Origin of the sequence: Streptomyces sp. NPDC048361 (genome assembly GCF_040651795.1) — a bacterium.
Classification (GTDB): Bacteria; Actinomycetota; Actinomycetes; order Streptomycetales; family Streptomycetaceae; genus Streptomyces.
Genome location: NZ_JBEZKW010000009.1, coordinates 78,783 through 100,695, shown reverse-complemented (window position 1 = coordinate 100,695; position 21,913 = coordinate 78,783). Strand labels below are relative to the sequence as shown.

General features: G+C 69.3%; 18 protein-coding genes and 2 tRNA genes. 4 read left to right on the top strand and 16 right to left on the bottom strand.

Annotated features, from left to right (window positions below; all coding sequences use genetic code 11):
* Nucleotide 1: 1 nt before the first annotated feature.
* The 7 genes from mrdA to AB0D31_RS07625 form a co-directional block, all read right to left on the bottom strand.
* A complete protein-coding gene (gene mrdA, locus AB0D31_RS07655) occupies nt 2–2,254 on the bottom strand; it encodes a penicillin-binding protein 2 (RefSeq protein WP_362718433.1) in 2,253 nt (750 codons plus the stop codon).
* Nucleotides 2,255–2,273: 19 nt separating this feature from the next.
* A complete protein-coding gene (mreD, locus tag AB0D31_RS07650) occupies nt 2,274–2,948 on the bottom strand; it encodes a rod shape-determining protein MreD (protein WP_362718431.1) in 675 nt (224 codons plus the stop codon).
* A gap of 12 nt (nt 2,949–2,960) precedes the next feature.
* A complete protein-coding gene (gene mreC, locus AB0D31_RS07645) occupies nt 2,961–4,070 on the bottom strand; it encodes a rod shape-determining protein MreC (protein ID WP_362718428.1) in 1,110 nt (369 codons plus the stop codon).
* 122 nt (nt 4,071–4,192) lie between these two features.
* The gene (locus AB0D31_RS07640; RefSeq protein WP_053727412.1) at nt 4,193–5,212 is read right to left on the bottom strand and encodes a rod shape-determining protein; all 1,020 of its coding nucleotides are present in this window, start codon (nt 5,210–5,212) and stop codon (nt 4,193–4,195) included.
* Between the two features lie 267 nt (nt 5,213–5,479).
* Complete coding sequence (ndk, locus tag AB0D31_RS07635) at nt 5,480–5,893, bottom strand: nucleoside-diphosphate kinase (protein WP_362718425.1); 414 nt, start codon at nt 5,891–5,893, stop codon at nt 5,480–5,482.
* A 132-nt stretch (nt 5,894–6,025) separates the two neighbouring features.
* Nucleotides 6,026–6,376: a DUF4233 domain-containing protein gene (locus tag AB0D31_RS07630; protein ID WP_362718422.1), complete on the bottom strand. Its 351-nt coding sequence runs from the start codon at nt 6,374–6,376 to the stop codon at nt 6,026–6,028.
* Nucleotides 6,377–6,380: 4 nt separating this feature from the next.
* On the bottom strand, nt 6,381–7,886 hold the full coding sequence (locus tag AB0D31_RS07625) for a Mur ligase family protein (protein ID WP_362718419.1): 1,506 nt from the start codon (nt 7,884–7,886) through the stop codon (nt 6,381–6,383).
* Nucleotides 7,887–7,987: 101 nt separating this feature from the next.
* On the opposite strand from AB0D31_RS07625, the gene AB0D31_RS07620 reads away from it, so the two are divergent.
* Nucleotides 7,988–8,995 carry a rod shape-determining protein gene (locus AB0D31_RS07620; protein ID WP_362718416.1) on the top strand — a complete coding sequence of 336 codons (1,008 nt, stop codon included), beginning with the start codon at nt 7,988–7,990 and terminating at the stop codon, nt 8,993–8,995.
* Nucleotides 8,996–9,085: 90 nt separating this feature from the next.
* On the opposite strand, the gene AB0D31_RS07615 is transcribed toward AB0D31_RS07620, so the two are convergent.
* The gene (locus tag AB0D31_RS07615; RefSeq protein WP_362718413.1) at nt 9,086–10,246 is read right to left on the bottom strand and encodes an ATP-binding protein; all 1,161 of its coding nucleotides are present in this window, start codon (nt 10,244–10,246) and stop codon (nt 9,086–9,088) included.
* Nucleotides 10,247–10,376: 130 nt separating this feature from the next.
* Between AB0D31_RS07615 and AB0D31_RS07610 the strand changes: the two genes are divergently transcribed.
* On the top strand, nt 10,377–10,946 hold the full coding sequence (locus AB0D31_RS07610) for a vitamin K epoxide reductase family protein (protein WP_362718410.1): 570 nt from the start codon (nt 10,377–10,379) through the stop codon (nt 10,944–10,946).
* 178 nt (nt 10,947–11,124) lie between these two features.
* Here the strand turns inward: AB0D31_RS07610 and AB0D31_RS07605 are convergent, their stop codons facing one another.
* Entirely contained in the window at nt 11,125–13,749 is a 2,625-nt protein-coding gene (locus tag AB0D31_RS07605; RefSeq protein ID WP_362718407.1) for a valine--tRNA ligase, read from the bottom strand.
* Nucleotides 13,750–13,886: 137 nt separating this feature from the next.
* Here AB0D31_RS07605 and AB0D31_RS07600 point away from each other — a divergent pair, with 137 nt between their 5' ends.
* On the top strand, nt 13,887–14,909 hold the full coding sequence (locus AB0D31_RS07600; RefSeq protein ID WP_362718404.1) for a hypothetical protein: 1,023 nt from the start codon (nt 13,887–13,889) through the stop codon (nt 14,907–14,909).
* A 134-nt stretch (nt 14,910–15,043) separates the two neighbouring features.
* On the opposite strand, the gene clpX is transcribed toward AB0D31_RS07600, so the two are convergent.
* From clpX to AB0D31_RS07575, 5 genes are all read right to left on the bottom strand, one after another.
* Nucleotides 15,044–16,336 carry an ATP-dependent Clp protease ATP-binding subunit ClpX gene (clpX, locus tag AB0D31_RS07595; RefSeq protein ID WP_362718402.1) on the bottom strand — a complete coding sequence of 431 codons (1,293 nt, stop codon included), beginning with the start codon at nt 16,334–16,336 and terminating at the stop codon, nt 15,044–15,046.
* A gap of 177 nt (nt 16,337–16,513) precedes the next feature.
* Complete coding sequence (locus AB0D31_RS07590; RefSeq protein WP_362718559.1) at nt 16,514–17,197, bottom strand: ATP-dependent Clp protease proteolytic subunit; 684 nt, start codon at nt 17,195–17,197, stop codon at nt 16,514–16,516.
* A 47-nt stretch (nt 17,198–17,244) separates the two neighbouring features.
* The gene (locus AB0D31_RS07585) at nt 17,245–17,853 is read right to left on the bottom strand and encodes an ATP-dependent Clp protease proteolytic subunit (RefSeq protein WP_362718556.1); all 609 of its coding nucleotides are present in this window, start codon (nt 17,851–17,853) and stop codon (nt 17,245–17,247) included.
* Between the two features lie 286 nt (nt 17,854–18,139).
* The gene (gene tig / locus AB0D31_RS07580) at nt 18,140–19,534 is read right to left on the bottom strand and encodes a trigger factor (RefSeq protein WP_362718399.1); all 1,395 of its coding nucleotides are present in this window, start codon (nt 19,532–19,534) and stop codon (nt 18,140–18,142) included.
* 189 nt (nt 19,535–19,723) lie between these two features.
* A tRNA-Pro gene (locus AB0D31_RS07575) sits at nt 19,724–19,800 on the bottom strand.
* Nucleotides 19,801–20,017: 217 nt separating this feature from the next.
* On the opposite strand from AB0D31_RS07575, the gene AB0D31_RS07570 reads away from it, so the two are divergent.
* Nucleotides 20,018–20,091 (top strand) — tRNA-Gly (locus AB0D31_RS07570).
* Between the two features lie 121 nt (nt 20,092–20,212).
* On the opposite strand, the gene AB0D31_RS07565 is transcribed toward AB0D31_RS07570, so the two are convergent.
* Together AB0D31_RS07565 and AB0D31_RS07560 are read right to left on the bottom strand one after the other, a co-directional pair.
* Nucleotides 20,213–20,407 (bottom strand): hypothetical protein, encoded by a 195-nt coding sequence (locus AB0D31_RS07565; protein WP_267053209.1) that lies wholly within the window; start codon nt 20,405–20,407, stop codon nt 20,213–20,215.
* A gap of 249 nt (nt 20,408–20,656) precedes the next feature.
* Nucleotides 20,657–21,802 carry a PP2C family protein-serine/threonine phosphatase gene (locus tag AB0D31_RS07560; protein ID WP_362718396.1) on the bottom strand — a complete coding sequence of 382 codons (1,146 nt, stop codon included), beginning with the start codon at nt 21,800–21,802 and terminating at the stop codon, nt 20,657–20,659.
* Nucleotides 21,803–21,913: the final 111 nt, after the last annotated feature.

Genomic DNA, 21,913 nt, shown 5'->3' with positions numbered 1-21,913 from the left:
GCTAGTCCCTTCGCGGGTTGCGGTTGTCGGCGGTGTCCGCCGGGGGGTTGGCGGGCTGCTGCGGCTGGCCGTCGGGCTGCTTGGTGCCGTTGGTCTTGTCGGCCGCGTTGGCCTGATTCGCCTTGTCCTTGGTCTTGCCGGCGTTCGGGTCGTACGCGGCGATGTCCGGCGCGTCGATGGAACCGTCGGGCTGGATCTTGGGCAGGGCCTGCTCGGGCTGCGGGAGCAGGGCGCGCTTGAGGTCCTGGTTGCCCGCGTCGTCGATGCCGTACATCGCCTCGTAGATCTTGCGGACGGCCTCACCGGACGCGCCGGAACCCGTACCGGCCTGGGCGATCGTCATGACGACCGTGTAGTCCTTGGAGTAGGTGGCGAGCCAGGAGGTGGTCTGCTTGCCGTAGACCTCGGCGGTGCCGGTCTTGGCGTGGAGTTCGACCTTGTCCTGCGGCCAGCCCTGGAACTTCCAGGCGGCCGTACCGCTGGTGACGACGCCCGCGAGGGCCTTGTTGAAGCCGTCGATGGTGGCCTGGGTGACGGGGAGCTTGCCGTTGACCCTCGGCTTGATCTCCTGGACCGACTTGCCGTCGGCGCTGATGATCGCCTTGCCGATGGTCGGCGCGTGCATGGTGCCGCCGTTGGCGATCGCCCCGTAGATCATGGCCTCCTGGATCGGCGTGACGAGGGTGTCGCCCTGGCCGATGGAGTAGTTGATCGAGTCGCCCTCGCGCATCTTGTTGCCTTCGAGGCAGTTCTCGTACGCGATCTTCTCGACGTAACTGCCGTCCTTCTTACCGGTCTTGCACCAGCTGTCCTTGTTGGCCGTCCAGTAGCTCTCCTTCCACTGGCGGTCCGGGACGCGGCCGGTTACCTCGTTGGGGAGGTCCACGCCGGTGGGCTTGCCGAGGCCGAACTGGTGGGCGGCCTTGTAGAAGTAGTCCTTGGGCTGGCCCTTCTTGGGGTTGATCCCGCCGTCCTTCTTCCACTCGTTGTCGGCGAGCCCGTAGAAGACGGTGTCGCAGGAGACCTCAAGGGCGCGGCCGAGCGAGATGGGGCCGAAGTTCTCGCCCTCGAAGTTCTTGAAGACCTGCCCGCCCACGGAGTACGAGCTGGTGCAGGGGTAGCCACCGTCCCACTTGTAGCCGGCCTCGACGGCGGCGGCCGTGGAGACCACCTTGAACGTCGAACCGGGCGCGGCCTGACCCTGTATGGCCCGGTTCAGCAGCGGGTAGTCGCCGTCCTTGCCGGTGAGCGTCTGGTAGTCCTTGCCGGAGATCCCGCCGACCCACACGTTCGGGTCGTAGGTGGGCGCCGAGGCCATGGCGACGATGCGGCCGGTCTTGGCCTCCATGACGACGACCGCGCCGGAGTCCGCCTTGTAGTTCTCGTTGGTGATCTTGTCGTACTGCTGGCGGGCCTCGACCATCGCGTTGTTCAGCTCGTACTCGGCGACCGCCTGCACGCGTGCGTCTATCGACGTGACGACGTTCGCGCCGGGCTGCGCCTTGTCGCTCTCGGCCTGGCCGATGACCCGGCCGAGGTTGTCCACCTCGTACCGGGTGACGCCGGCCTTGCCGCGCAACTGCTTGTCGTAGGTGCGCTCAAGGCCCGAGCGGCCGACCTGGTCGGAGCGCAGATAGGGCGAGTCGGTGTCCTTGGCCTTGGTGATCTCGTCGTCGGTGACGGGCGAGAGGTAGCCGAGGACCTGCGCGGTGTTGGACTTGCCGGGCGCGGGGTAGCGGCGCACGGCGGTCGGGTCGGCGGTGATGCCGGGGAAGTCCTCGGAGCGCTCGCGGATCTGGAGGGCCTGCTGGGTGGTGGCCTTGTCGGTGACCGGGATCGGCTGGTACGGGGAGCCGTTCCAGCACGGCTTGGGCGTCTTGGCGTCACAGAGCCGGACCTTGTCCATGACGTCCTGCGGCTTCATGCCGAGCACCCCGGCGAGCCGGGTCAGGACGGCCTTGCCCCGGTCGTGCATCTTGGAGAGGTCGGTGCGCGAGGCGGAGACCACGAGCCGGGTCTCGTTGTCGGCGAGCGGCACACCGCGGGCGTCGAGGATCGAGCCGCGCACGGCGGGCTGGACGACCTGCTGGACGTGGTTGTTCTTCGCCTCGTCCTGATACTCCTGGCCGTTGCGGATCTGGAGGTACCACAGGCGCCCGCCCAGCGTGAGCAGGAGCGAGAAGACCAGGACCTGGATGATGATGAGCCGGATCTGCACCCGGGGGGTGCGGCCCGTCTCGGGGATGTTGCTCATGTGCTGCAGGCCCCCTGGTTCACAGTCGCTTGACGCCCTTGATGCGGCCGGCCCGGGCCGCTCTGTTCCTGGCGGCCTTCAGGCGCAGGCCGCCGCGCTGGTTTCCGATCCGCAGACCGGTGCCGCCGGAGAGCCAGCCGGAGGCGATGTTGTTCTTGGGGCTGCCGTTGGCGGTGGTGTCCGCGAGCGGGTCGTTCTCGGCGCGCCGGGCGATCGCCATGATCAGCGGCACGGTGAACGGCGCGAGCAGCAGGTCGTAGAGCGTCGCCGTGAACAGCAGGCTGGGCAGGCCGACATGGCGGGCCGCGGTGTCCCCCACCAGGGCGCCGACCGTGGCGTAGAGCAGCGTCGAGCCGATGGCCGCGCCGACCACCACCATCATCGGGCCGGCCGCGCTGCGCAGCCGCCCGTGGTCGGGCTTGGTGAGGCCCGCGAGGTAGCCGATCACGCACAGCACGAGGGCGTACCGCCCGGCGGCGTGGTCGGCGGGCGGCGCGAGGTCGGCGAGCAGTCCCGCTCCGAACCCGACGAAGGCGCCGCCGAGGTGACCGTAGACCAGGGCGAGCCCGAGCACGGTCAGCAGCATCAAGTCCGGTACGGCGCCGGGGAGTTGGAGGCGGGCGAGGACGCTCACCTGGAGGACGAGGGCGACGACGATCAGGGCGGAGGAGAGGATGACCCTGTTGACACGCATCTGGATCAGCTCCTACTGCTCGCCGTCGGCGTTTGCTTGGCCGTTCGGGTCGCCGTTGGGATTGGGCGGATTCGGATTGGCGTTGCCGTTCGCTGCGGCCGGCGGGTTGGCGTTGCCCTGCGGGTTGGGCTTCGCGTTGGGGTCGGCGTTGGGGTCGGCGATCGCGTTCTGGTTGGCGATGTCGGTGTTGCCCTGGCCGTTGGGGGTCGGGTTGCCGGACGGGGTGGCCGTGACGGTGACCGTGGGCGTCGGGGTGGGCTTGGGCTTGGCGGGCAGCACCTGGTCGCGCGGGTCGGTGCGCGGGGCCTGGACGACGACGCCGACGATGTCGAGCTTGGTGAAGCCGACATAGGGGCGTACGTAGATGGTGCGCGTGAGGTCGCCGCCCGAGGGGTCGACCTTGACGACCTCGCCGACCGGGACGCCGGGCACGAACGGCTTGTCGGCCTGCGAGCCGAAGGTCACCAGACGGTCGCCGGGGCTGACCTTGGCCTTGCCGTTGAGCAGCTGCACCGAGAGCGGCCGGTCGCCGTGGCCGGTGGCGAAGCCGAGCTCGTCGCTCTTCTCCATCCGGGTGCCTACGGTGAAGTCGGGGTCGTTGGCGAGCAGCACGGTCGAGGTGGAGGGCCCGACGGTGGTGACCCGCCCGACGAGCCCCTCACCGTTGAGCACCGTCATGTCGCGCTGGATGCCGTCGTTGGAGCCGGCATCGATGGTGACCGTCCAGGAGAAGCCCTGGGCCGCTCCTATGGCGACGACCTGCGCGGCCTTGATGCCGTACTGGCCCTCACCTGCGGTCTTCAGCATCGAGTCGAGCTGGTTCAGACGGCTGCGGTTGCGGGCGTCGCTGCCGAGCTTCTGCTTGAGCGCCTCGTTCTCGGCCTGAAGCGCGGAGATCCTGTCGTGGCGCTTGCCGGAGTCGCGTACCGCGCCGATCGCGTTGCCGACCGGGTCGACGGCGCCCGCGACCCCGTTCTCCACCGGTCCGAAGACCGCGGCGGCGGCCTGCCGGGCGCCGTCCACCGGTGAATTCGTCCCGCCTCTGATGTCGACCGTGATCAGCGCGAACGCTACGGCGATCAGCAGCACCAGGAGCAGCCGGCTCTCTCGTGTGTCCCTCACGTGCGGCGGCCGTGCCTTCCTCATAGGAATGTGGGTGATCTACAAGATCTCTTCGATCTGTATATCAACGATCCGCCGTACGGGTTGGCAGTGACCCATACGGCGGACGGCAGAGTCCGGAGCTACCTGCGGGGCTGTGCGTCGAGCACCTGCTGGAGCGCCTCGAACTCCTCCACGCACTTGCCCGAGCCGAGGGCGACGGAGTCCAGCGGGTCCTCGGCGATGTGGATCGGCATGCCCGTCTCGCGGCGCAGCCGCTCGTCGAGGCCGCGCAGCAGGGCGCCGCCACCGGTCAGCACGATGCCGCGGTCCATGATGTCGCCGGAGAGCTCCGGCGGGCACTTGTCGAGGGTCGTCTTGACGGCATCGACGATCGCGTTGACGGGTTCCTCGATCGCCTTGCGCACCTCGGCCGCGGAGATCACCACGGTCTTGGGGAGCCCGGAGACGAGGTCACGGCCGCGGATCTCGGTGTGCTCGTCCTTGTCGAGGTCGTACGCCGAACCGATCGTGATCTTGATCTGTTCCGCGGTGCGCTCGCCGAGAAGGAGGGAGTACTCCTTCTTGATGTGCTGGATGATCGCGTTGTCCAGCTCGTCGCCGGCGACGCGGATCGACTGCGCCGTGACGATTCCGCCGAGCGAGATCACGGCGACCTCGGTGGTTCCGCCGCCGATGTCCACCACCATGTTGCCGGTGGCCTCGTGGACCGGCAGACCCGAACCGATGGCCGCGGCCATGGGCTCCTCGATGATGTGCACCTGGCGGGCACCCGCCTGGGTGGAGGCCTCGATGACGGCGCGGCGCTCGACCCCTGTGATGCCCGAGGGCACACAGACCACGACGCGCGGGCGGGCCAGATACCGGCGCTTGTGGATCTTCAGAATGAAGTAGCGGAGCATCCGCTCGGTGATCTCGAAGTCGGCGATCACGCCGTCCTTCAGTGGCCGCACGGCAACGATGTTGCCCGGCGTACGGCCGATCATCTTCTTGGCTTCCGCGCCGACCGCGAGGATGCCGCCGGTGTTGGTGTTGATGGCGACGACGGACGGCTCGTTCAGGACGATTCCGCGGCCCCTGACGTACACCAGCGTGTTGGCGGTCCCGAGGTCGACAGCCATGTCACGGCCGATGAACGACATTTTGTTGCTCCCCATGAGGATGCGTCCGGCCTTCCCTATTCGAGCGTTGACGGCTTCTCAGGTCGGCGAGGTGGGTGCGTAGAGCGTGAGGCCCCATCGTAGTCCGGCCTGCGCGGACACGGCGCGGTGGTCCACCTCAGTATGGGTGACGTCGTGTCGGGGCGATGCGTTCCCGAAGTCGGCCCGCATATGCCCAAGGGCGACCGAAATTCCATCGGTCGCCCCAGGTCATGAGCGCTATATGGCTGACATCGCGTCAGTATGCGATCAGCTGCGGCCCGGGAAGAAAATCTTCAGCTCCCGCTCCGCGGACTCTTCGGAATCCGAGGCGTGAATGAGGTTTTCCCGGACGATGGTGCCGAAATCACCGCGGATCGAACCGGGGGCCGCCGCGATCGGGTCGGTGGGACCCGCCATTTGGCGTACGCCCTCGATCACGCGCTCACCTTCGACCACCAGAGCGACGACCGGGCCCGAGGCCATGAACGCGACCAGCGGCTCGTAGAACGGCTTGCCCTTGTGCTCGCCGTAGTGCTGCTCCAGGGTGTCCTGGTCCAGCGTGCGCAGCTCCAGGGCGGTGATCTGCCAGCCGGCCTTGCGCTCGATGCGGCCGATGATCTCCCCGACCAGCGAGCGGCGGACGGCGTCCGGCTTGAGGAGGACGAGGGTGCGCTGCGTCATGGTGTACGGCTCCTTGGCAAACGTGTGCGGTCCGCCGAGATTACCGGGTGTAGCCGAGGCCCCGTCACCCGGTCCCGCCACCGTCCCCTCAGGCTCCCGGCACCGTCCCCTCAGGCTCCCGCCGCCGTCCCCTCAGGTTCCCGGCTGTGCCTCGGCCTGGGCCGCGAACCGTGCCTTCGCCTCGTCGATCTTGCGGCCGTAGTGCACCGAGGCCCACCACAGGGCGCCGAACAGGACGCCCATGAAGAACATCAGCGGCACGGCGAACCCGCTCGCGATCAGGGCGATCTGCAGCGCCCAGCCGAGCTCGACGCCGCCGCGCCGGCCGAGCATTCCGCAGAGCAGCACCGAGAGGACCATGCCGATCCCGCACACCGTCCACACGGTGGTGGTGGCCAGGTCGGGGTCCTTCATCGCGACCAGGCCCGCGAAGGCGATCACGAAGAATTCACCGATCAGGGTGGACGCACAGAGCGTACGCATCGGGTCAGCCCCTCTTCAGCATGAGCCGGGCGTCGCCGACCGTGAACACGGAGCCGGTGATGAGGACGCCCGCTCCCGCGTACTCGTCCTCCTCCTCGGCCAGGGTGATGGCCGCCTCGATCGCGTCGTCCAGACGCGGCTCGACCACCACGCGCTCGTCGCCGAACACCTCGACGGCGATCGCCGCGAGCTCGTCCACGTCCATGGTGCGCTGCGAGGTGTTGGCGGTGACGACGATCTCCGCGAAGACCGGCTCGAACGCTTCGAGCAGCCCCTTGACGTCCTTGTCGGCGCTGGCGGCGACCACACCGATCAGGCGCGAGAAGCCGAACGCCTCGGTCAGGCCGTCGGCGGTGGCGCGGGCGCCCGCCGGGTTGTGCGCGGCGTCCAGGACGACGGTGGGCGAGCGGCGTACGACTTCGAGCCGGCCCGGCGACACGACGGAGGCGAACGCCTTGCGCACGGTGTCGATGTCGAGCGGGCCGGGCTGCTGCGAGCCGACCCCGAAGAACGCCTCGACCGCGGCGAGCGCCACCACCGCGTTGTGCGCCTGGTGGGCTCCGTACAGCGGCAGGAAGATCTCCTCGTACTCGCCGCCCAGGCCCCGCAGTGTCAGGAGCTGGCCGCCGACGGCGACTTCCCGCCCGACGATGCCGAACTCCATGCCCTCGCGGGCCACCGTCGCGTCCGCCTCGACGGCCTTCTTCAGCATGACCTGCGCCGCGTCGACGGGCTGCTGCGCCAGGACCACCGTGGCGCCCTGCTTGATGATGCCGGACTTCTCGGTGGCGATCTCGGCGGTGGTGTTGCCGAGGCGGTCGGTGTGGTCGAGGTCGATGGGGGTGACGACGGCGACGCCCGCCTCGATCACGTTCGTCGCGTCCCAGGTGCCGCCCATGCCGACCTCGACGACCGCCACGTCGACCGGCGCGTCCGCGAAGGCCGCGTACGCCATACCGGTGACGACCTCGAAGAAGGAGAGCCGGAACTCCTCGCGCGCGTCGACCATCTCGACGTACGGCTTGATGTCGTCGTACGTCTCGACGAAACGCTCGGCGGAGATCGGCAGGCCGTCCAGGCTGATGCGCTCGGTGATCGACTGGACGTGCGGCGAGGTGTAGCGCCCCGTGCGCAGCTCGAAGGCGCCGAGCAGGGCCTCGATCATCCGGGCGGTGGAGGTCTTGCCGTTGGTGCCGGTGATGTGGATCGTCGGGTAGGCGCGCTGCGGCTCGCCCAGGACGTCCATCAGCGCGGCGATCCGGGTGACCGACGGCTCCAGCTTGGTCTCGCCCCAGCGGCCCGCAAGCTCGGTCTCGACCGCGCGAAGCGCCGCGTCGACCTCGGGGTCGGCCGGGCGGCCGGGGACGGCGTCCCCCTGGGGCGCTCCGCCGTGGGTGCGCAGGGTGCGGCTGCCGGCCTCGATCACCGCCAGGTCGGGGTCTCTGGTGGTCTCGGCCTCGACGATCTCGTCGAAGTCGTCGGCTTCACTGGGGTCGGGCTGCTCGGTCACGGGACCAGTCTACGGAGGGGTACCGACAGGACCTTGGACCCGCCCCTTTCGGGACGTTCGACCCCCGGGTCACACAGGCTCACCGGGCAAACTTGGCGATCATGGACATAGGGATCGACCTCGGCACGGCCAACACGCTTCTCTACGCCCGTGGGCAGGGCATCGTGCTCAACGAACCGTCCGTGGTGGCGATGAAGGAGGGCGGCCGGGCCGCGCTCGCCGTCGGCACGGAGGCCAAGGAGACCATCGGCCGCACGCCAGGATCGATCACCGCCATCAGGCCGCTGCGCGACGGTGTGATCAGCGACTACGAGGCGGCCGAGGAAATGATCCGCCACTTCGTGAAGAAGGCCGTGCCGGGGCGCCGCCCGCGTACGCGCATGGTGGTGTGCGTGCCGGGCGGGGTGACCCCGGTGGAGCGGCGCGCCATCGTGCACGCATCGCGGCGGGCCGGCGCGAAGGCCGTGCACATCATCGAGGAGCCGATGGCGGCGGCGATGGGGGCGGGCCTTCCGGTCGCGGACCCGCGCGGCTCCATGGTGGTCGACATCGGCGGCGGCACCACCGAGGTCGCCGTGATCTCGCTCGGCGGCATCGTGACCTCGCAGTCCCTGCGGGTGGGCGGCGACCGGCTGGACACCGCGATCACCGACTACGTACGCAAGGAGCACTCGCTGCTCATAGGCGAGCGCACCGCCGAGGACGTCAAGTGCGCGATCGGGTCGGCGTGGCCGGTGCCGGGCCAGGACGAGCTGGAGGAGCGGACGTTCACCGTCCGGGGCCGGGAGAAGGTGCGCGGGCTCCCCAAGACGCTCTCGCTCGGCGCGCGCGAGGTGCGGGCCGCACTCGACGAGCCCGTCGAGGCGATCATCGCGGCGGTACGGGTCACCCTGGAGGAATGCCCGCCGGAGCTGGCCGGCGACGTGATGGAGCACGGCATCGTACTGACCGGCGGCGGCGCACTGCTGCCCGGCCTCGACCTGCGCATCGCCTCCGCGACCGGCATCCCGGTGTTCGTGGCGGACGCCCCGCTCGACTGTGTGGTGCTGGGCGCGGGCCGGTGCGTGGAGGACTTCGACCAGCTGCAGAAGCTGCTCGTGGGCACGTAGGGCCCACCCCGGGCCCTGCGCGGTCCGTCGCGGTGTTGCGCGTCCGGCACAGTCCGGCCGACGGTTCTGGCGCGGTCCTGCGCGAACCGTTCAGCCGACCGCCCCGGCCGGAAGCGTCGCCCGCACCTCGTACGTGGTGTCGGTCCGGGTCGTCGCCAGCGAGCCGCCCATGCTCTCCACCCGCTCCCGCATCGAGAACGTGCCCGTCCCCGTGGAGACCGGCGCCTTCACCGGCGCCAGGCGGGGCAGCGGGTTCTGCACGGTGACCACGAGGTCTCCCGCGGCCAGCCGGATCGTCACCGCGACCGGCTCGCCCTGGGCGTGCTTGACCGAGTTGGTCAGGCACTCCTGGACCACCCGGTACACCGCCGCCTGCCGCAGCGGGGAGAGCCGGTGCGCGGCCGGCTCGATGTCGAGACCCACCGGCGTGCCCGCGAGGCGGCTCTCCTCGGCGAGCGCCGGCAGGCCGTCGAGACCCGGCGTGGCGGTCCGCTCGTCGGCGCGCCGCACGATGATCTCGTTCAGCATGAGGTGGGCCCGGCGGGCGCTGTCGGCGAGCTCCTCGAAGTCCTTGTGGTGCGGCTCGTTCCTGGCCCGCACCGCGAGCACCTCGGAGCGCACCGCGAGCATCGTCAGCTCGCGGCCCACCATGTCGTGCACGTCCCTGGCCACCGAGACCCGCTCGGCCTGTACGGCGTGCAGCGCCGCGCTCTCGGCGCGCTGCACCTCCAGCTCGTGGACGAGGTCGTGCCGGTAGGCCGAGATGCCGACGCCGGACGCGAGCACCCCCACCGGCACCACGATCGCCAGGAACGAACTGAGTGTCTCGCCCCGGATGTCGGGCCAGCCCGGCAGGTTGAACAGGACGTACGCCACCGCGATGTACCCGCAGGTCGCGAGGATGCCCGCGCGGCGCCCCCGGAAGCGGCCCAGCGAGTACAGCGCGAACTGCACCAGGTTCAGCTGGTGCAGCCACCCCAGATAGCCGAGCGCCACCAGGTACGGCAGCCACGGCCACCGGCGCCGCAGCAGCAGCGTGGCCGCGCCGAGCGCCAGGACGGGGGGTGCCGTGTAGCTGTTGAGGGAGTTGTCACCCCGGGCCAGACCCGGCACGTCGAGGATCATCAGGCCGAAGCAACTCAGCGCGATCAGCACGTCCATCGCCCGGTCCTCGCCCACCCAGCGCGCGCTCGCGGCACGCGCAGCCGCGGCCGCGCGCCGGGGCGCGGAAGAGGAGGGCGGGGTGAGCATGCCCTCCATCATCCAAGGTCTTTGGGCCCGGGCGCCTAAGCCGAACGGCCTAAATTTAGTGATATGTCGCACGCGCCTCCCGTTCTTTCGGCCCTCCCCCGACGGCCCTGCGGCTCCCTAGCGTGGCCCTATGCCCGCCCCCTCCTCCTCCCGCCGCCCGGCGCGCGGCACCGCCCTGCTCCTGCTGATCGGCGGGCTGCTCGGCACCCTCGCATCGGGCGTCTTGACCGCGGACCGCATCCGCACCCTGGAGAACCCGGCCTTCTCCCCCGGCTGCACCATCAACGCGGTCCTCAGCTGCGGCGACGTGATGAACACCTGGCAGGGCAATCTGCTCGGTTTCCCCACCATGCTGCTCGGCGTCGGCGCGTTCGCCGCCCTCGCGGCGCTGGGGCTCGCCCTGGTCGCGGAAGCCGCGTTCCCGCGATGGCTGTGGCTCGGCATCTGGGCGGGCGTCACGGCGGGCTTCGCCTTCACGGTGTGGCTGATCGGCCAGTGCCTGTACGTCATCGGGGCGCTGTGCCCGTGGTGCCTGCTGGTGTGGGCGGTGATGATCCCGCTGTTCTGGTACGTCACCCGTCAGGTCGCCCGGCCCGGTGCCTGGGTGCGCCGGGTGGTGCCGCACTGGCTGGTGCCGCTCACGATGTACGCGGTGGTGGCGGCGCTGGTGTGGGCGGAACTCGGCGACCGGCTGTTCTGACCGACCCGCGCACTGATTGGTACGCACATCCCCACGCGCACCTGCCGCGTACGCATTTGCCCCGTAGGCACCCGCCGCGCACGCACTTGCCCCGCACGCACTGCCCCGTACGCACTGCCCCGTACGCACGCGAAAGGGCCCCCAGGAGCTCGGTGCTCCGGAGGCCCTTCACCCGACCTCAGGCCTGCGGCAGACCGGCGATCTGGTTGCTGATGCGCGCGATGTCGGCCTCGGCCTTGGCGAGCCGCGTGCGGATCTTGTCGACCACGTTGTCCGGGGCCTTCGCGAGAAACGCCTCGTTGCCGAGCTTCTTGTTGGCGTCCGCCTTCTCCTTCTCGGCCGCCCCGAGGTCCTTGGTCAGGCGCTTGCGCTCGGCCTCGACGTCGATCGTGCCGGACAGGTCGAGCGCGACCGTGGCGCCCGCGACGGGCAGCGAGGCGGTGGCGTGGAAACCCTCGCCGGCCGGCTGGAGCCGCAGCAGCTGACGGATGGCCGCCTCGTGCGGGGCGAGCGCGGTGCCGGTGAGGGTGAGCTCGGCCGGGACCTTCTGACCGGGCTGGAGCCCCTGGTCGGAACGGAAGCGGCGGACCTCGGTGACGACCTGCTGGACCAGCTCGATCTCCCGCTCGGCGGCCTCGTCGCGGAAGCCGCTGTCCTTCGGCCAGTCGGCGATGACGAGGGACTCGCCCCCGGTCAGCGTCGTCCACAGCGTGTCCGTGACGAAGGGGACGACCGGGTGCAGGACCCGCAGCATCACGTCGAGGACCTCACCGAGGACCCGGCCGGAGACCTTCGCCTGCTCGCCGCCCGCGAAGAACGTCGTCTTCGACAGCTCGACGTACCAGTCGAAGACCTCGTCCCACGCGAAGTGGTAGAGCGCCTCGCTGAGCTTCGCGAACTGGTAGTCCTCGTAGTACGCGTCGACCTCGGCCACGGTCTTGTTGAGCCGCGACAGGATCCAGCGGTCGGTCGCCGACAGCTGCTCCACGGGCGGGAGTTCACCCTCGACGGTCGCACCGTTCATCAGCGCGAAGCGCGTCGCGTTCCAGATCTTGTTGGCGAAGTTCCGGGACGCCTGGACCCAGTCCTCGCCGATCGGGACGTCCGCGCCCGGGTTGGCGCCCTTGGCCAGGGTGAAACGGACGGCGTCCGAGCCGTAGTTGTCCATCCAGTCCAGCGGGTCGACCGCGTTCGGGTTGGACTTCGACATCTTCTTGCCGAACTCGTCACGGACCAGACCGGTCAACGCGACCGTTTTGAACGGGACTTCGCCGTCCATGGCGTACAGGCCGAACATCATCATCCGGGCGACCCAGAAGAAGATGATGTCGTGGCCGGTGAGCAGGACGTCGGTCGAGTAGAACTTCTCCAGGTCGGCGGTCTTCTCCGGCCAGCCCAGCGTGGAGAACGGCCACAGGCCGGAGGAGAACCAGGTGTCCAGGACGTCGGGGTCCTGGTGCCAGCCGTCGCCCGTCGGGATCTCGTCGTCGGGTCCGACGCAGACGACCTGGCCCTCGGGGCCGTACCAGATCGGGATGCGGTGGCCCCACCACAGCTGGCGCGAGATGCACCAGTCGTGCATGTTGTCGACCCAGTCGAAGTACCGCTTCGACATGTCCTCGGGGTGGATCTTGACCCGGCCGTCACGGACCGCGTCACCGGCGGCCTGCGCGAGCGGGCCGACCTTGACCCACCACTGCATGGACAGGCGCGGCTCGACCGTGGTCTTGCAGCGCGAGCAGTGGCCCACCGAGTGCATGTAGGGGCGCTTCTCGGCGACGATGCGGCCCTGCTCCTTGAGCGCACCGACGATCGCCGAACGCGCCTCGTAGCGGTCGAGCCCCTGGAACGGGCCCGGGACCGTGATGATGCCGCGCTCGTCCATGACGGTGATCGAGTCGAGGTTGTGCCGCTGCCCGATGGCGAAGTCGTTCGGGTCGTGCGCCGGGGTCACCTTGACGCAGCCGGTGCCGAACTCGGGGTCGACATGCGCGTCCGCGACGACCGGGATGGAGCGGTCGGTCAGCGGCAGCTTGATGAGCGTGCCCACCAAATGCTGGTACCGCTCGTCGTCGGGGTGGACGGCGATCGCGGTGTCGCCCAGCATCGTCTCGGCGCGCGTCGTGGCGACGACCAGGGTGGCGTCCCCCTCGCCGTACTTCAGCGAGACGAGCTCACCCGGGTCCTCCTGGTACTCCACCTCGATGTCCGAGATGGCGGTCAGACAGCGCGGGCACCAGTTGATGATGCGCTCGGCCCGGTAGATCAGCTCGTCGTCGTACAGGTTCTTGAAGATGGTCTGGACGGCCTTGGACAGGCCCTCGTCCATGGTGAACCGCTCACGCGACCAGTCCAGGCCCGCGCCGAGCCGCTTGAGCTGGCCGAGGATGCGGCCGCCGTACTCGCCCTTCCACTGCCAGACCCGCTCGGTGAACGCCTCACGGCCGAGATCCTGGCGGGACTTGCCCTCCTCGGCGAGCTGCTGCTCGACCTTGTTCTGCGTGGCGATGCCCGCGTGGTCCATGCCGGGCAGCCACAGCGTCTCGTACCCCTGCATCCGCTTGCGGCGGGTGAGGGCGTCCATGAGCGTGACCTGGAAGGCATGGCCCAGGTGCAGCGCGCCCGTGACGTTCGGCGGCGGAATGACGATGGTGTACGGGGCCTTGTCGGACCCGGAGTCGGCGGTGAAGTACCCGCGCTCTACCCAGCGCTCGTACAGCTTCCCCTCTACCTCGGCCGGCGCGTACTGGGTCGGCAGTTCGGTGATGGGCGCTGGATTCTGCTGCTGAGTGTTCTCGGTCACCGGGCCAGTTTAGAGGTGTCACGGGCCCGTACTGAAACGGGAAGTTTTCGTAACGGTGGGCCCCCCGATGCGGTGTGTCGGCGCCGCTTCGGTCAGGATGTCCGGATCGGATAAGCATTCCTAGGGGGAACCCAGCAATGAGTCACAACCAGCCGGGCCCGTACGGCGGCCAGCCCCAGCAGCCCGGCCCGTACGGCCAGCAGCCTCCGCAGCAGCCCTACGGGCAGCCCGGCCAGCCGCAGCCCGGCTACGGCTACCCTCAGCAGGCCCCCCAGGGCGTGCCGCCGCAACAGCCGGGCCCCTATGGCCAGCAGCCCCCGCAGCAGCCCTACGGCTACCCGCAGCAGCAGCCCGGCCCGTACGGCCAGCAGCCCCAGCAGGGTCCGTACGGCCAGCCCCAGCAGCCCCCGTACGGTCAGCAGCCTCCGTACGGCGGCCCGATGCAGCCCGTGCCGCCGGCGCCGAAGAAGAAGACCGGCCTGATCATTACGGCGGCCGTCGTGGCGGTCGCGGTCATCGGTGGCGGCGTGTGGTTCCTCACGAAGGACGGCGGCGCGAGCAACAGCGACGTGTCGGCGAGCACGAAGGGCTACAAGATCGTTCCGCCGGCGGCGGTCGATGAGTACAAGAAGTCCGCCAAGGGCGACACGACGACGCCCATGACCGCGGACCAGAAGTCGAAGGCCGAGGCTCTCGGCGTCAAGAACCCGCAGCAGACCGGCGCGCAGTACCAGTCGGGCGACGGCTCGAACCCGCTGGCCGCCAAGGTGCTCAGCTTCCAGGGTGTCTGGGGCGACATCACCGACCCCGCCAAGGTGATCGACGCGTCGTTCGTGAACGCCAAGGACAACACCAATAAGCAGCCGGACGTCAAGGTCGAGCTCGTAGGCGAGGCCAAGGCCGTGAAGCCGGCCGGGTTCTCGGGCGCGCTGATGAAGTGCCAGAACATGAAGATGACCAACTCGGGCGACGACGGGTCGGCCGCGAAGGGGCCGAAGGAACTCCTGATCCCGATCTGCGTCTGGGCCGACTACAGCACGTACGGCGTCGTGGACGAGGTGGACCTGGCCAAGGCCGCCACGGGGGGCGGCCCCAGCCAGGACGATGTCGCCAAGCTGACGGCCTCGCTCTACAACTCGGCCCGCCAGAAGGCCCAGTAAGAGCCCAGTCGCTCGCGGAACACGCCAAAGGGGCGCCCGGTCAAGGAAGTTGACCGGGCGCCCCTTTGCCGTGCCTGCCGTGCCTGCGCTGCTCTGCTCGCCGTACCTGCTTTACCGCTGAGCCCGGCGCAGCGCTACGCGCTCTTCTCGTGCCGTCCGTCGTTCTTCACGATGCGCGGCTCGCGCGGGACCAGCGTCGGGTTGACGTTGTTGCGGACCACGTCGGCGGTGATGACGACACGGGCGACGTCCTTGCGGGACGGGACCTCGTACATCACCGACTGGAGGACCTCCTCCATGATGGCGCGCAGGCCGCGCGCGCCGGTGCCGCGCAGGATGGCCTGGTCGGCGATGGCCTCCAGGGCCGGGCGGTCGAAGTCCAGCTCCACGCCGTCGAGTTCGAACAGGCGCTGGTACTGCTTGACCAGCGCGTTGCGCGGCTCGACCAGGATCTGCAGGAGGGCCTCGCGGTCGAGGTTGTGGACCGAGGTCAGGACGGGGAGCCGGCCGATGAACTCGGGGATCATCCCGAACTTCACCAGGTCCTCCGGCATGACCTCCTGGAACTGGTCGCTCGCCTCGATCTCCCGCTTGGAGCGGATCGTGGCGCCGAAGCCGATGCCCTTGGCGCCGGCCCGCGACTCGATGATCTTCTCAAGTCCCGCGAAGGCGCCGCCCACGATGAACAGCACGTTCGTCGTGTCGATCTGGATGAACTCCTGGTGCGGGTGCTTGCGTCCGCCCTGCGGCGGTACGGAGGCGGTGGTGCCCTCCAGGATCTTCAGCAGGGCCTGCTGGACGCCCTCGCCGCTGACGTCGCGCGTGATCGACGGGTTCTCGCTCTTGCGGGCGACCTTGTCGATCTCGTCGATGTAGATGATCCCGGTCTCGGCCTTCTTGACGTCGTAGTCGGCGGCCTGGATCAGCTTGAGCAGGATGTTCTCGACGTCCTCGCCGACGTAGCCCGCCTCGGTGAGCGCGGTGGCGTCGGCGATGGCGAACGGCACGTTGAGCATGCGCGCCAGGGTCTGCGCGAGCAGCGTCTTGCCGGAGCCGGTGGGGCCGAGGAGCAGGATGTTGGACTTGGCGAGCTCGATCGCGTCGTCGCGGCTCGTGCCGCCGCCGTTCTCGCCGGCCTGGACCCGCTTGTAGTGGTTGTAGACCGCCACCGAGAGGGCCTTCTTCGCGGGCTCCTGCCCGACGACGTACCCCTCAAGGAACTCGTAGATCTCGCGCGGCTTGGGGAGTTCCTCCCACCGCACCTCGGAGGACTCGGCGAGTTCCTCCTCGATGATCTCGTTGCAGAGGTCGATGCACTCGTCGCAGATGTACACACCGGGGCCTGCGATGAGCTTCTTCACCTGCTTCTGGCTCTTTCCGCAGAACGAGCACTTGAGCAGGTCGCCGCCGTCACCGATGCGTGCCACGAGGTGCTTCCCCTTCGCCTGGGAGGCGCCATGTGCGCCGCCTCCTGGTGCTTACTGCGTTGTCCGGGGGGACGCCCCCGGGCCCCCCTACCGACGGTACCTTGCCGGGCCCCTCGTTCGGGCCCCCCTTGGCGCGGTTCACTTGTGCGTGGACCGCGCCGGGGTCACCGAAGCGGGTCAGGCGGCCGAGGAGGCCGCCGTCTTGCGGGTCGACACGATCTGGTCGACCAGGCCATAGGACAGCGCGTCCTCGGCCGTGAGGATCTTGTCGCGCTCGATGTCGTCGCGGATCTTCTCGATCGGCGTCGTCGAGTGCTTGGCCAGCATGTCCTCGAGCTGCGTACGCATCCGGAGGATTTCGTTGGCCGCGATCTCCAGGTCGGAGAGCTGCTCGCGGCCGGTGCCGCCCGACGGCTGGTGGATCAGGACACGCGCGTTGGGCAGCGCCATGCGCTTGCCCGGCGTGCCGGCGGCGAGCAGGACGGCGGCGGCGGAGGCCGCCTGGCCCATGCAGACCGTCTGGATGTCGGGCTTCACGAACTGCATGGTGTCGTAGATCGCCGTGAGGGCGGTGAACGAACCGCCCGGGCTGTTGATGTAGATGGAGATGTCGCGGTCCGGGTCCATCGACTCCAGGCACAGGAGCTGCGCCATCACGTCGTTGGCGGACGCGTCGTCGATCTGCACGCCGAGGAAGATCACGCGCTCTTCGAAGAGCTTCGCGTACGGGTCGTACTCACGGACGCCCTGCGAGGTGCGCTCGACGAAGCGCGGGACGATGTAGCGGTTGTCGACCTGCGGGCCGGTGTAAAGGCCGCTGGCGTTGGCCGAGTTGACGTTGCTCATGGGGGTGTTCACCATCCTGGTGGCGTTCAAGTGGGCAAGGGTAGCGGTGCGGGTCCGGGGGCTCAGGCCCCGGTGCCGCCGCCGCCCGGAACGCCCGAGGCGGCGGAGATGATCTCGTCGATGAGGCCGTACGCCTTGGCCTCCTCCGCCGTGTACCAGCGGTCGCGGTCGCCGTCGCGGATGATCGTCTCGACGGTCTGGCCGGAGTGCGCGGCAGTGATCTCCGCCATGCGCCTCTTCGTACGGATCAGGTACTCGGCCTGGATCTTGATGTCGGAGGCGGTGCCACCGATGCCGGCGGAGCCCTGGTGCATCAGGATGTCGGTGTTGGGGAGCGCGAAGCGCTTGCCCGCGGCGCCGCCGGTCAGCAGGAACTGGCCCATCGATGCGGCCATGCCCATGCCGATGGTGACGACGTCGTTCTGGATGTACTGCATGGTGTCGTAGACCGCCATGCCGGCGGTCACCGAGCCACCGGGGCTGTTGATGTAGAGGTAGATGTCCTTGTCCTGGTCGGCGGCGGCCAGGAGGAGCATCTGGGCGGTGATCTTGTTGGCGATCTCGTCGTCGACCTGCTGGCCGAGGAAGATGATGCGGTCGTTGAGCAGTCGGCTGTAGACCTGGTCACCGAGGCCACCACCGAGGGACGGCTCACCGGCGGCGTAAGGCATCAGATTCGTCACGTATCCACCTGCTCGTCTCTGACGGCTCCGGCCGTCTCAGCGTCTTCGTTCCGGGGGCGCGGACTCCGGCTCGCCAGACTCCACCACCCTCGTATTCATGGACCCTAACGCGCAGGTGGGACAACGCCATCCCGGTTCCCGAACTGTTCGCTCGGAGCGCAAGGTGGTTGAAGGGGAATGCAGGCGGATGGAGGGGCGTCGCGACGGACCATCAGCTACGGACGAGGGCCCGTACGCCACTGCGTACGGGCCCTCGCGCGGGTCATGGTGAGGCTCAGGCCTCGGTCTTCTCCGCGGCCTCGGCCTCGGCGGGCTCGGCGTCGGAGGCGGCCTCGACCGTCTCGGTGGCCTCGTCCTCGTCGTCCTCCAGGTCGACGACCTCACCGTTGGTGTCGGTGACCTTGGCGGCCTCGACGACGACGGCGAGCGCCTTGCCGCGGGCGACCTCGCCGACGAGCATCGGCACCTGGCCACCCTCGACGACGGCCTGGGCGAACTGGTCGGGGGTCATGCCGGAGGTCTGCGCGCGCCGCATGAGGTGCTCGGTGAGCTCCTCCTGGTTGACGTTCAGCTTCTCCTTGTTGACCAGCTCGTCGAGGATGAACTGCGTCTTGATGCCCTTGACCGCCTGCTCCTCGGTCTCGGCGGTGAACTCTTCCTCCGTCTTGCCCTGGATCTCCAGGTACTTGGCGAGGTCGATGCCCATCTGGCCGAGCTGGTGGTGCTCGAGGTTGTGCTTGCGGGTCTGGATCTCGTCCGCGAGGAGCTTCTCGGGGATCGGGACCTCGGCCAGCTTCAGGAGCTCGTCGAGGACGCGCTCCTGGGCCTGGGTGGCCTGGTCGTACTGCTTCATGTTCTCAAGGCGCTTGCGGCTGTCGGCCTTGAGCTCGTCCAGGGTGTCGAACTCCGACGCGAGCTGCGCGAAGTCGTCGTCCAGGGCGGGCAGTTCACGGGCGGCGACCTGGGTGACCTTGACGGTGACCTCGGCCTCCTTGCCCTCGGCCGAGCCGCCCTTGAGCTCGGAGGAGAAGGTGGCCTCGCCACCGGCCTCCAGGCCCTTCACGGCCTCGTCGATGCCGTCGAGGAGCTCGCCGGAACCGATGGTGTACGAGACACCCTCGGCCACGCCGTCCTCCAGGACCTCGCCGTCGACCTTGGCCTGCAGGTCGATCGTGACGACGTCGCCGTCCTCGGCGGCACGCTCGACGGGGGAGGTCGAGGCGAAGCGCTCGCGGAGCTGCTCCACGGACTTCTCGACGTCCTCGTCGCTGACCTCGACGGCGTCAACGGTGACCTCGATGCCGGAGTAGTCCGGGATCTCGATGGTCGGGCGGATGTCGACCTCCGCGGTGAAGTTCAGCGTCTCGCCGTCCTTCAGCTCGGTGATGTCGACCTCGGGCTGACCCAGCGGGTTGAGCTCCGCCTCGTTGATCGCCTCGGTGTAGAACTTCGGAAGCGCGTCATTGACGGCCTCTTCGAGCACGGCGCCACGACCGAACCGCTGGTCGATCACTCGGGCCGGGATCTTGCCCTTACGGAAGCCCTTGACCGTGACCTGCTGGTTGATCTTCTTGTACGCCGCGTCGAGGCTGTCCTTGAGCTCCTCGAAGGGCACCTCGACAGTGAGCCGAACCCGAGTCGGGTTCAGGGTCTCCACGGCGCTCTTCACGGTTCGGTCTCCTTGTGGCTGACTTCTGTGGGGTTCTGCCGCAGACCGACGGTCTGGAGCGGATGGGGCCCGGTACATCGGATTCATCAGACACACGGGCACGCAGCTTGCATAGTAACCGCAAGCGGGATGCCTCCCACAATGTGATCTTGATACGCGGAGGCCACGGCGATCGGACGCCGGTGATGCTGGTCGGGGTGGCGGGATTTGAACCCACGGCCTTCCGCTCCCAAAGCGGACGCGCTACCAAGCTGCGCCACACCCCGTCGGTGCGAGACGTAGGGTACATGCCCGCGGCGAGCGCGTCGGCCGCTTTGTCCGGCGCCACCGCCGGACGCGGGCTCGCGGCGCTCCTGGGGTGCGCGCCCGCGGGGTGCGCGGCGACGCCCGGGGAGTTCGTCGGGGCGCGGTGTGCGCGGCCGGGGGGTGACCCGCTACGATGCTCTACGTGCCGCGGTCGCCATGACCTGCGGCGCGATGCTTGCGGGCGTAGCTCAATGGTAGAGCCCTAGTCTTCCAAACTAGCTACGCGGGTTCGATTCCCGTCGCCCGCTCCATGCAGTGAACAAGCAGGTCGGAGCCGGTAGCCGCGTCACGCGGAGACCGGCTCTTCCTGTTGGGCACGCTTTTCCGGTACGGGGGCGGCGGCGCGCGAAGGCCGGGCCGGCCGGGCCTTCGCTAGAACTTGATCTGGTTGATCGACTGAGCTATCGAGTCGAGGAAATGCTGGATCGAGGGCGCCATGCCCGTCGAGGCCAGGAAGAAGCCGAAGAGTATTGCCACGATGGCCGGGCCGGCCTTCATGGAGCCGCCGCGGATGAGCACCACGAGGACGACCGCCAACAACAGCACCACTGACAGTGAGATGGCCACAACTGATCACACACCCTTGGTCGGTCCGCCTTGCCGGCCCGGGAGCATGCCGCCCACACCCCCACGGTGACTATCGTGCCACCAACACCCCTGTGGTTGTTCCCCGGTGACGCATCGCCAACGCCAACGATCAGGTGAATCAGGCCAATCGGGCCGCGCCCCTACGGGTTTCGGCGAGCCCGAGCAGGCGGCGTACCTCGGTGAACTCGGCCGTCGGGCGCGCCCATCAGCAGGCGGGCCGTCGCATCGTCAGGCGTTCCGCCGGATCAGCAGCAGCGCCCGGTCGTCGTTGACGTCCTTGGCCACCGCCTCGATCAGATGCCAGGCCGCGCCGCCGAAGCCCGTCGAGACATAGCGGTCGGCCTCGCCGGTGAGCCGGTCGATGCCTTCGCTGATGTCACGTTCGGAGGTTTCCACCAGGCCGTCGGTGAAGAGCATCAGGACGTCGCCGGGGGCGAGGGAACCCTTGGCGGGGTGGAATTCCGCGCCGTCGTACACGCCGAGGAGGGGCCCTTCGGCGGCCTGTTCCTGCCAGCGGCCGGAACCCGCGTGGAGCTGGAGCGCCGGAGGGTGGCCGGCGGAGAGGAGTTCGTAGTCGCCGGAGTCGAGGTCGAGTACGAGGTGGATGGCGGTGGCGAAGCCCTCGTCCCAGTCCTGGCGGAGCAGATAGCCGTTGGCGGCGGGCAGGAAGGCGTGCGGGGGCAGCGAGCCGAGCAGCCCGCCGAAGGCGCCGGAGAGCAGCAGGGCGCGCGAACCGGCGTCCATGCCCTTGCCGGACACGTCGGTGAGGACGATCTCCAGGGTGCGGCCGCCGCTGGTGCGCGCGGCGACGACGAAGTCGCCGGAGAAGGACTGGCCGCCCGCGGGCCGCAGCGCCATCTCGCGGTGCCAGCCCTTGGGGAGCTGCGGCAGCGCGCTCTGCACCCGGATGCGTTCGCGCAGGTCGAAGAGCATGGTGCCGCCGCGCCGCCAGGGCACCCCGACCCGGGCCCTGAACTGGGCGATGAGGAGCCCGAAGAGGCCGCACGCCGCCACCACGAGGACGATTCCCGGGGTGACCCGCGAGGGCCCCGCGGTGTACGGGCCGAGCCGTACCGACTCCACGATCAGGGCGGCCGCGGCGGCCGCGTACAGGCCGAGCAGGTTCGCGGGGCGCAGCAGCAGCCCGCCCGCCACGATCGGCAGGACCAGTGCGGAAGGCGCGCACCAGACGGGGGCGAGGAGGGTGGCGCAAGTGATGGCGGGCACGGTGAGGAGCAGCGCGCCCAGGGCGATCCAGTCGGAGCCGTCGCCGCGGAAGTAGTCGACGCCGGATCTGCGCACCGCGGTGCGGACCCGGTGCAGCGCCTTGCGCCACCGGGCGGTGAACGAGTCCGCTCTCATCGCACGTGCCATTGCCCAGGACCCTATCCAGCCGGTGGCGCCGCGCGCAGGCGCCCCCTGACGCCCGACCCGGACGGGGGGTGCGGGAAATCCGGTCGCCCGGGAGGCGTGCGCCCTGCTAGG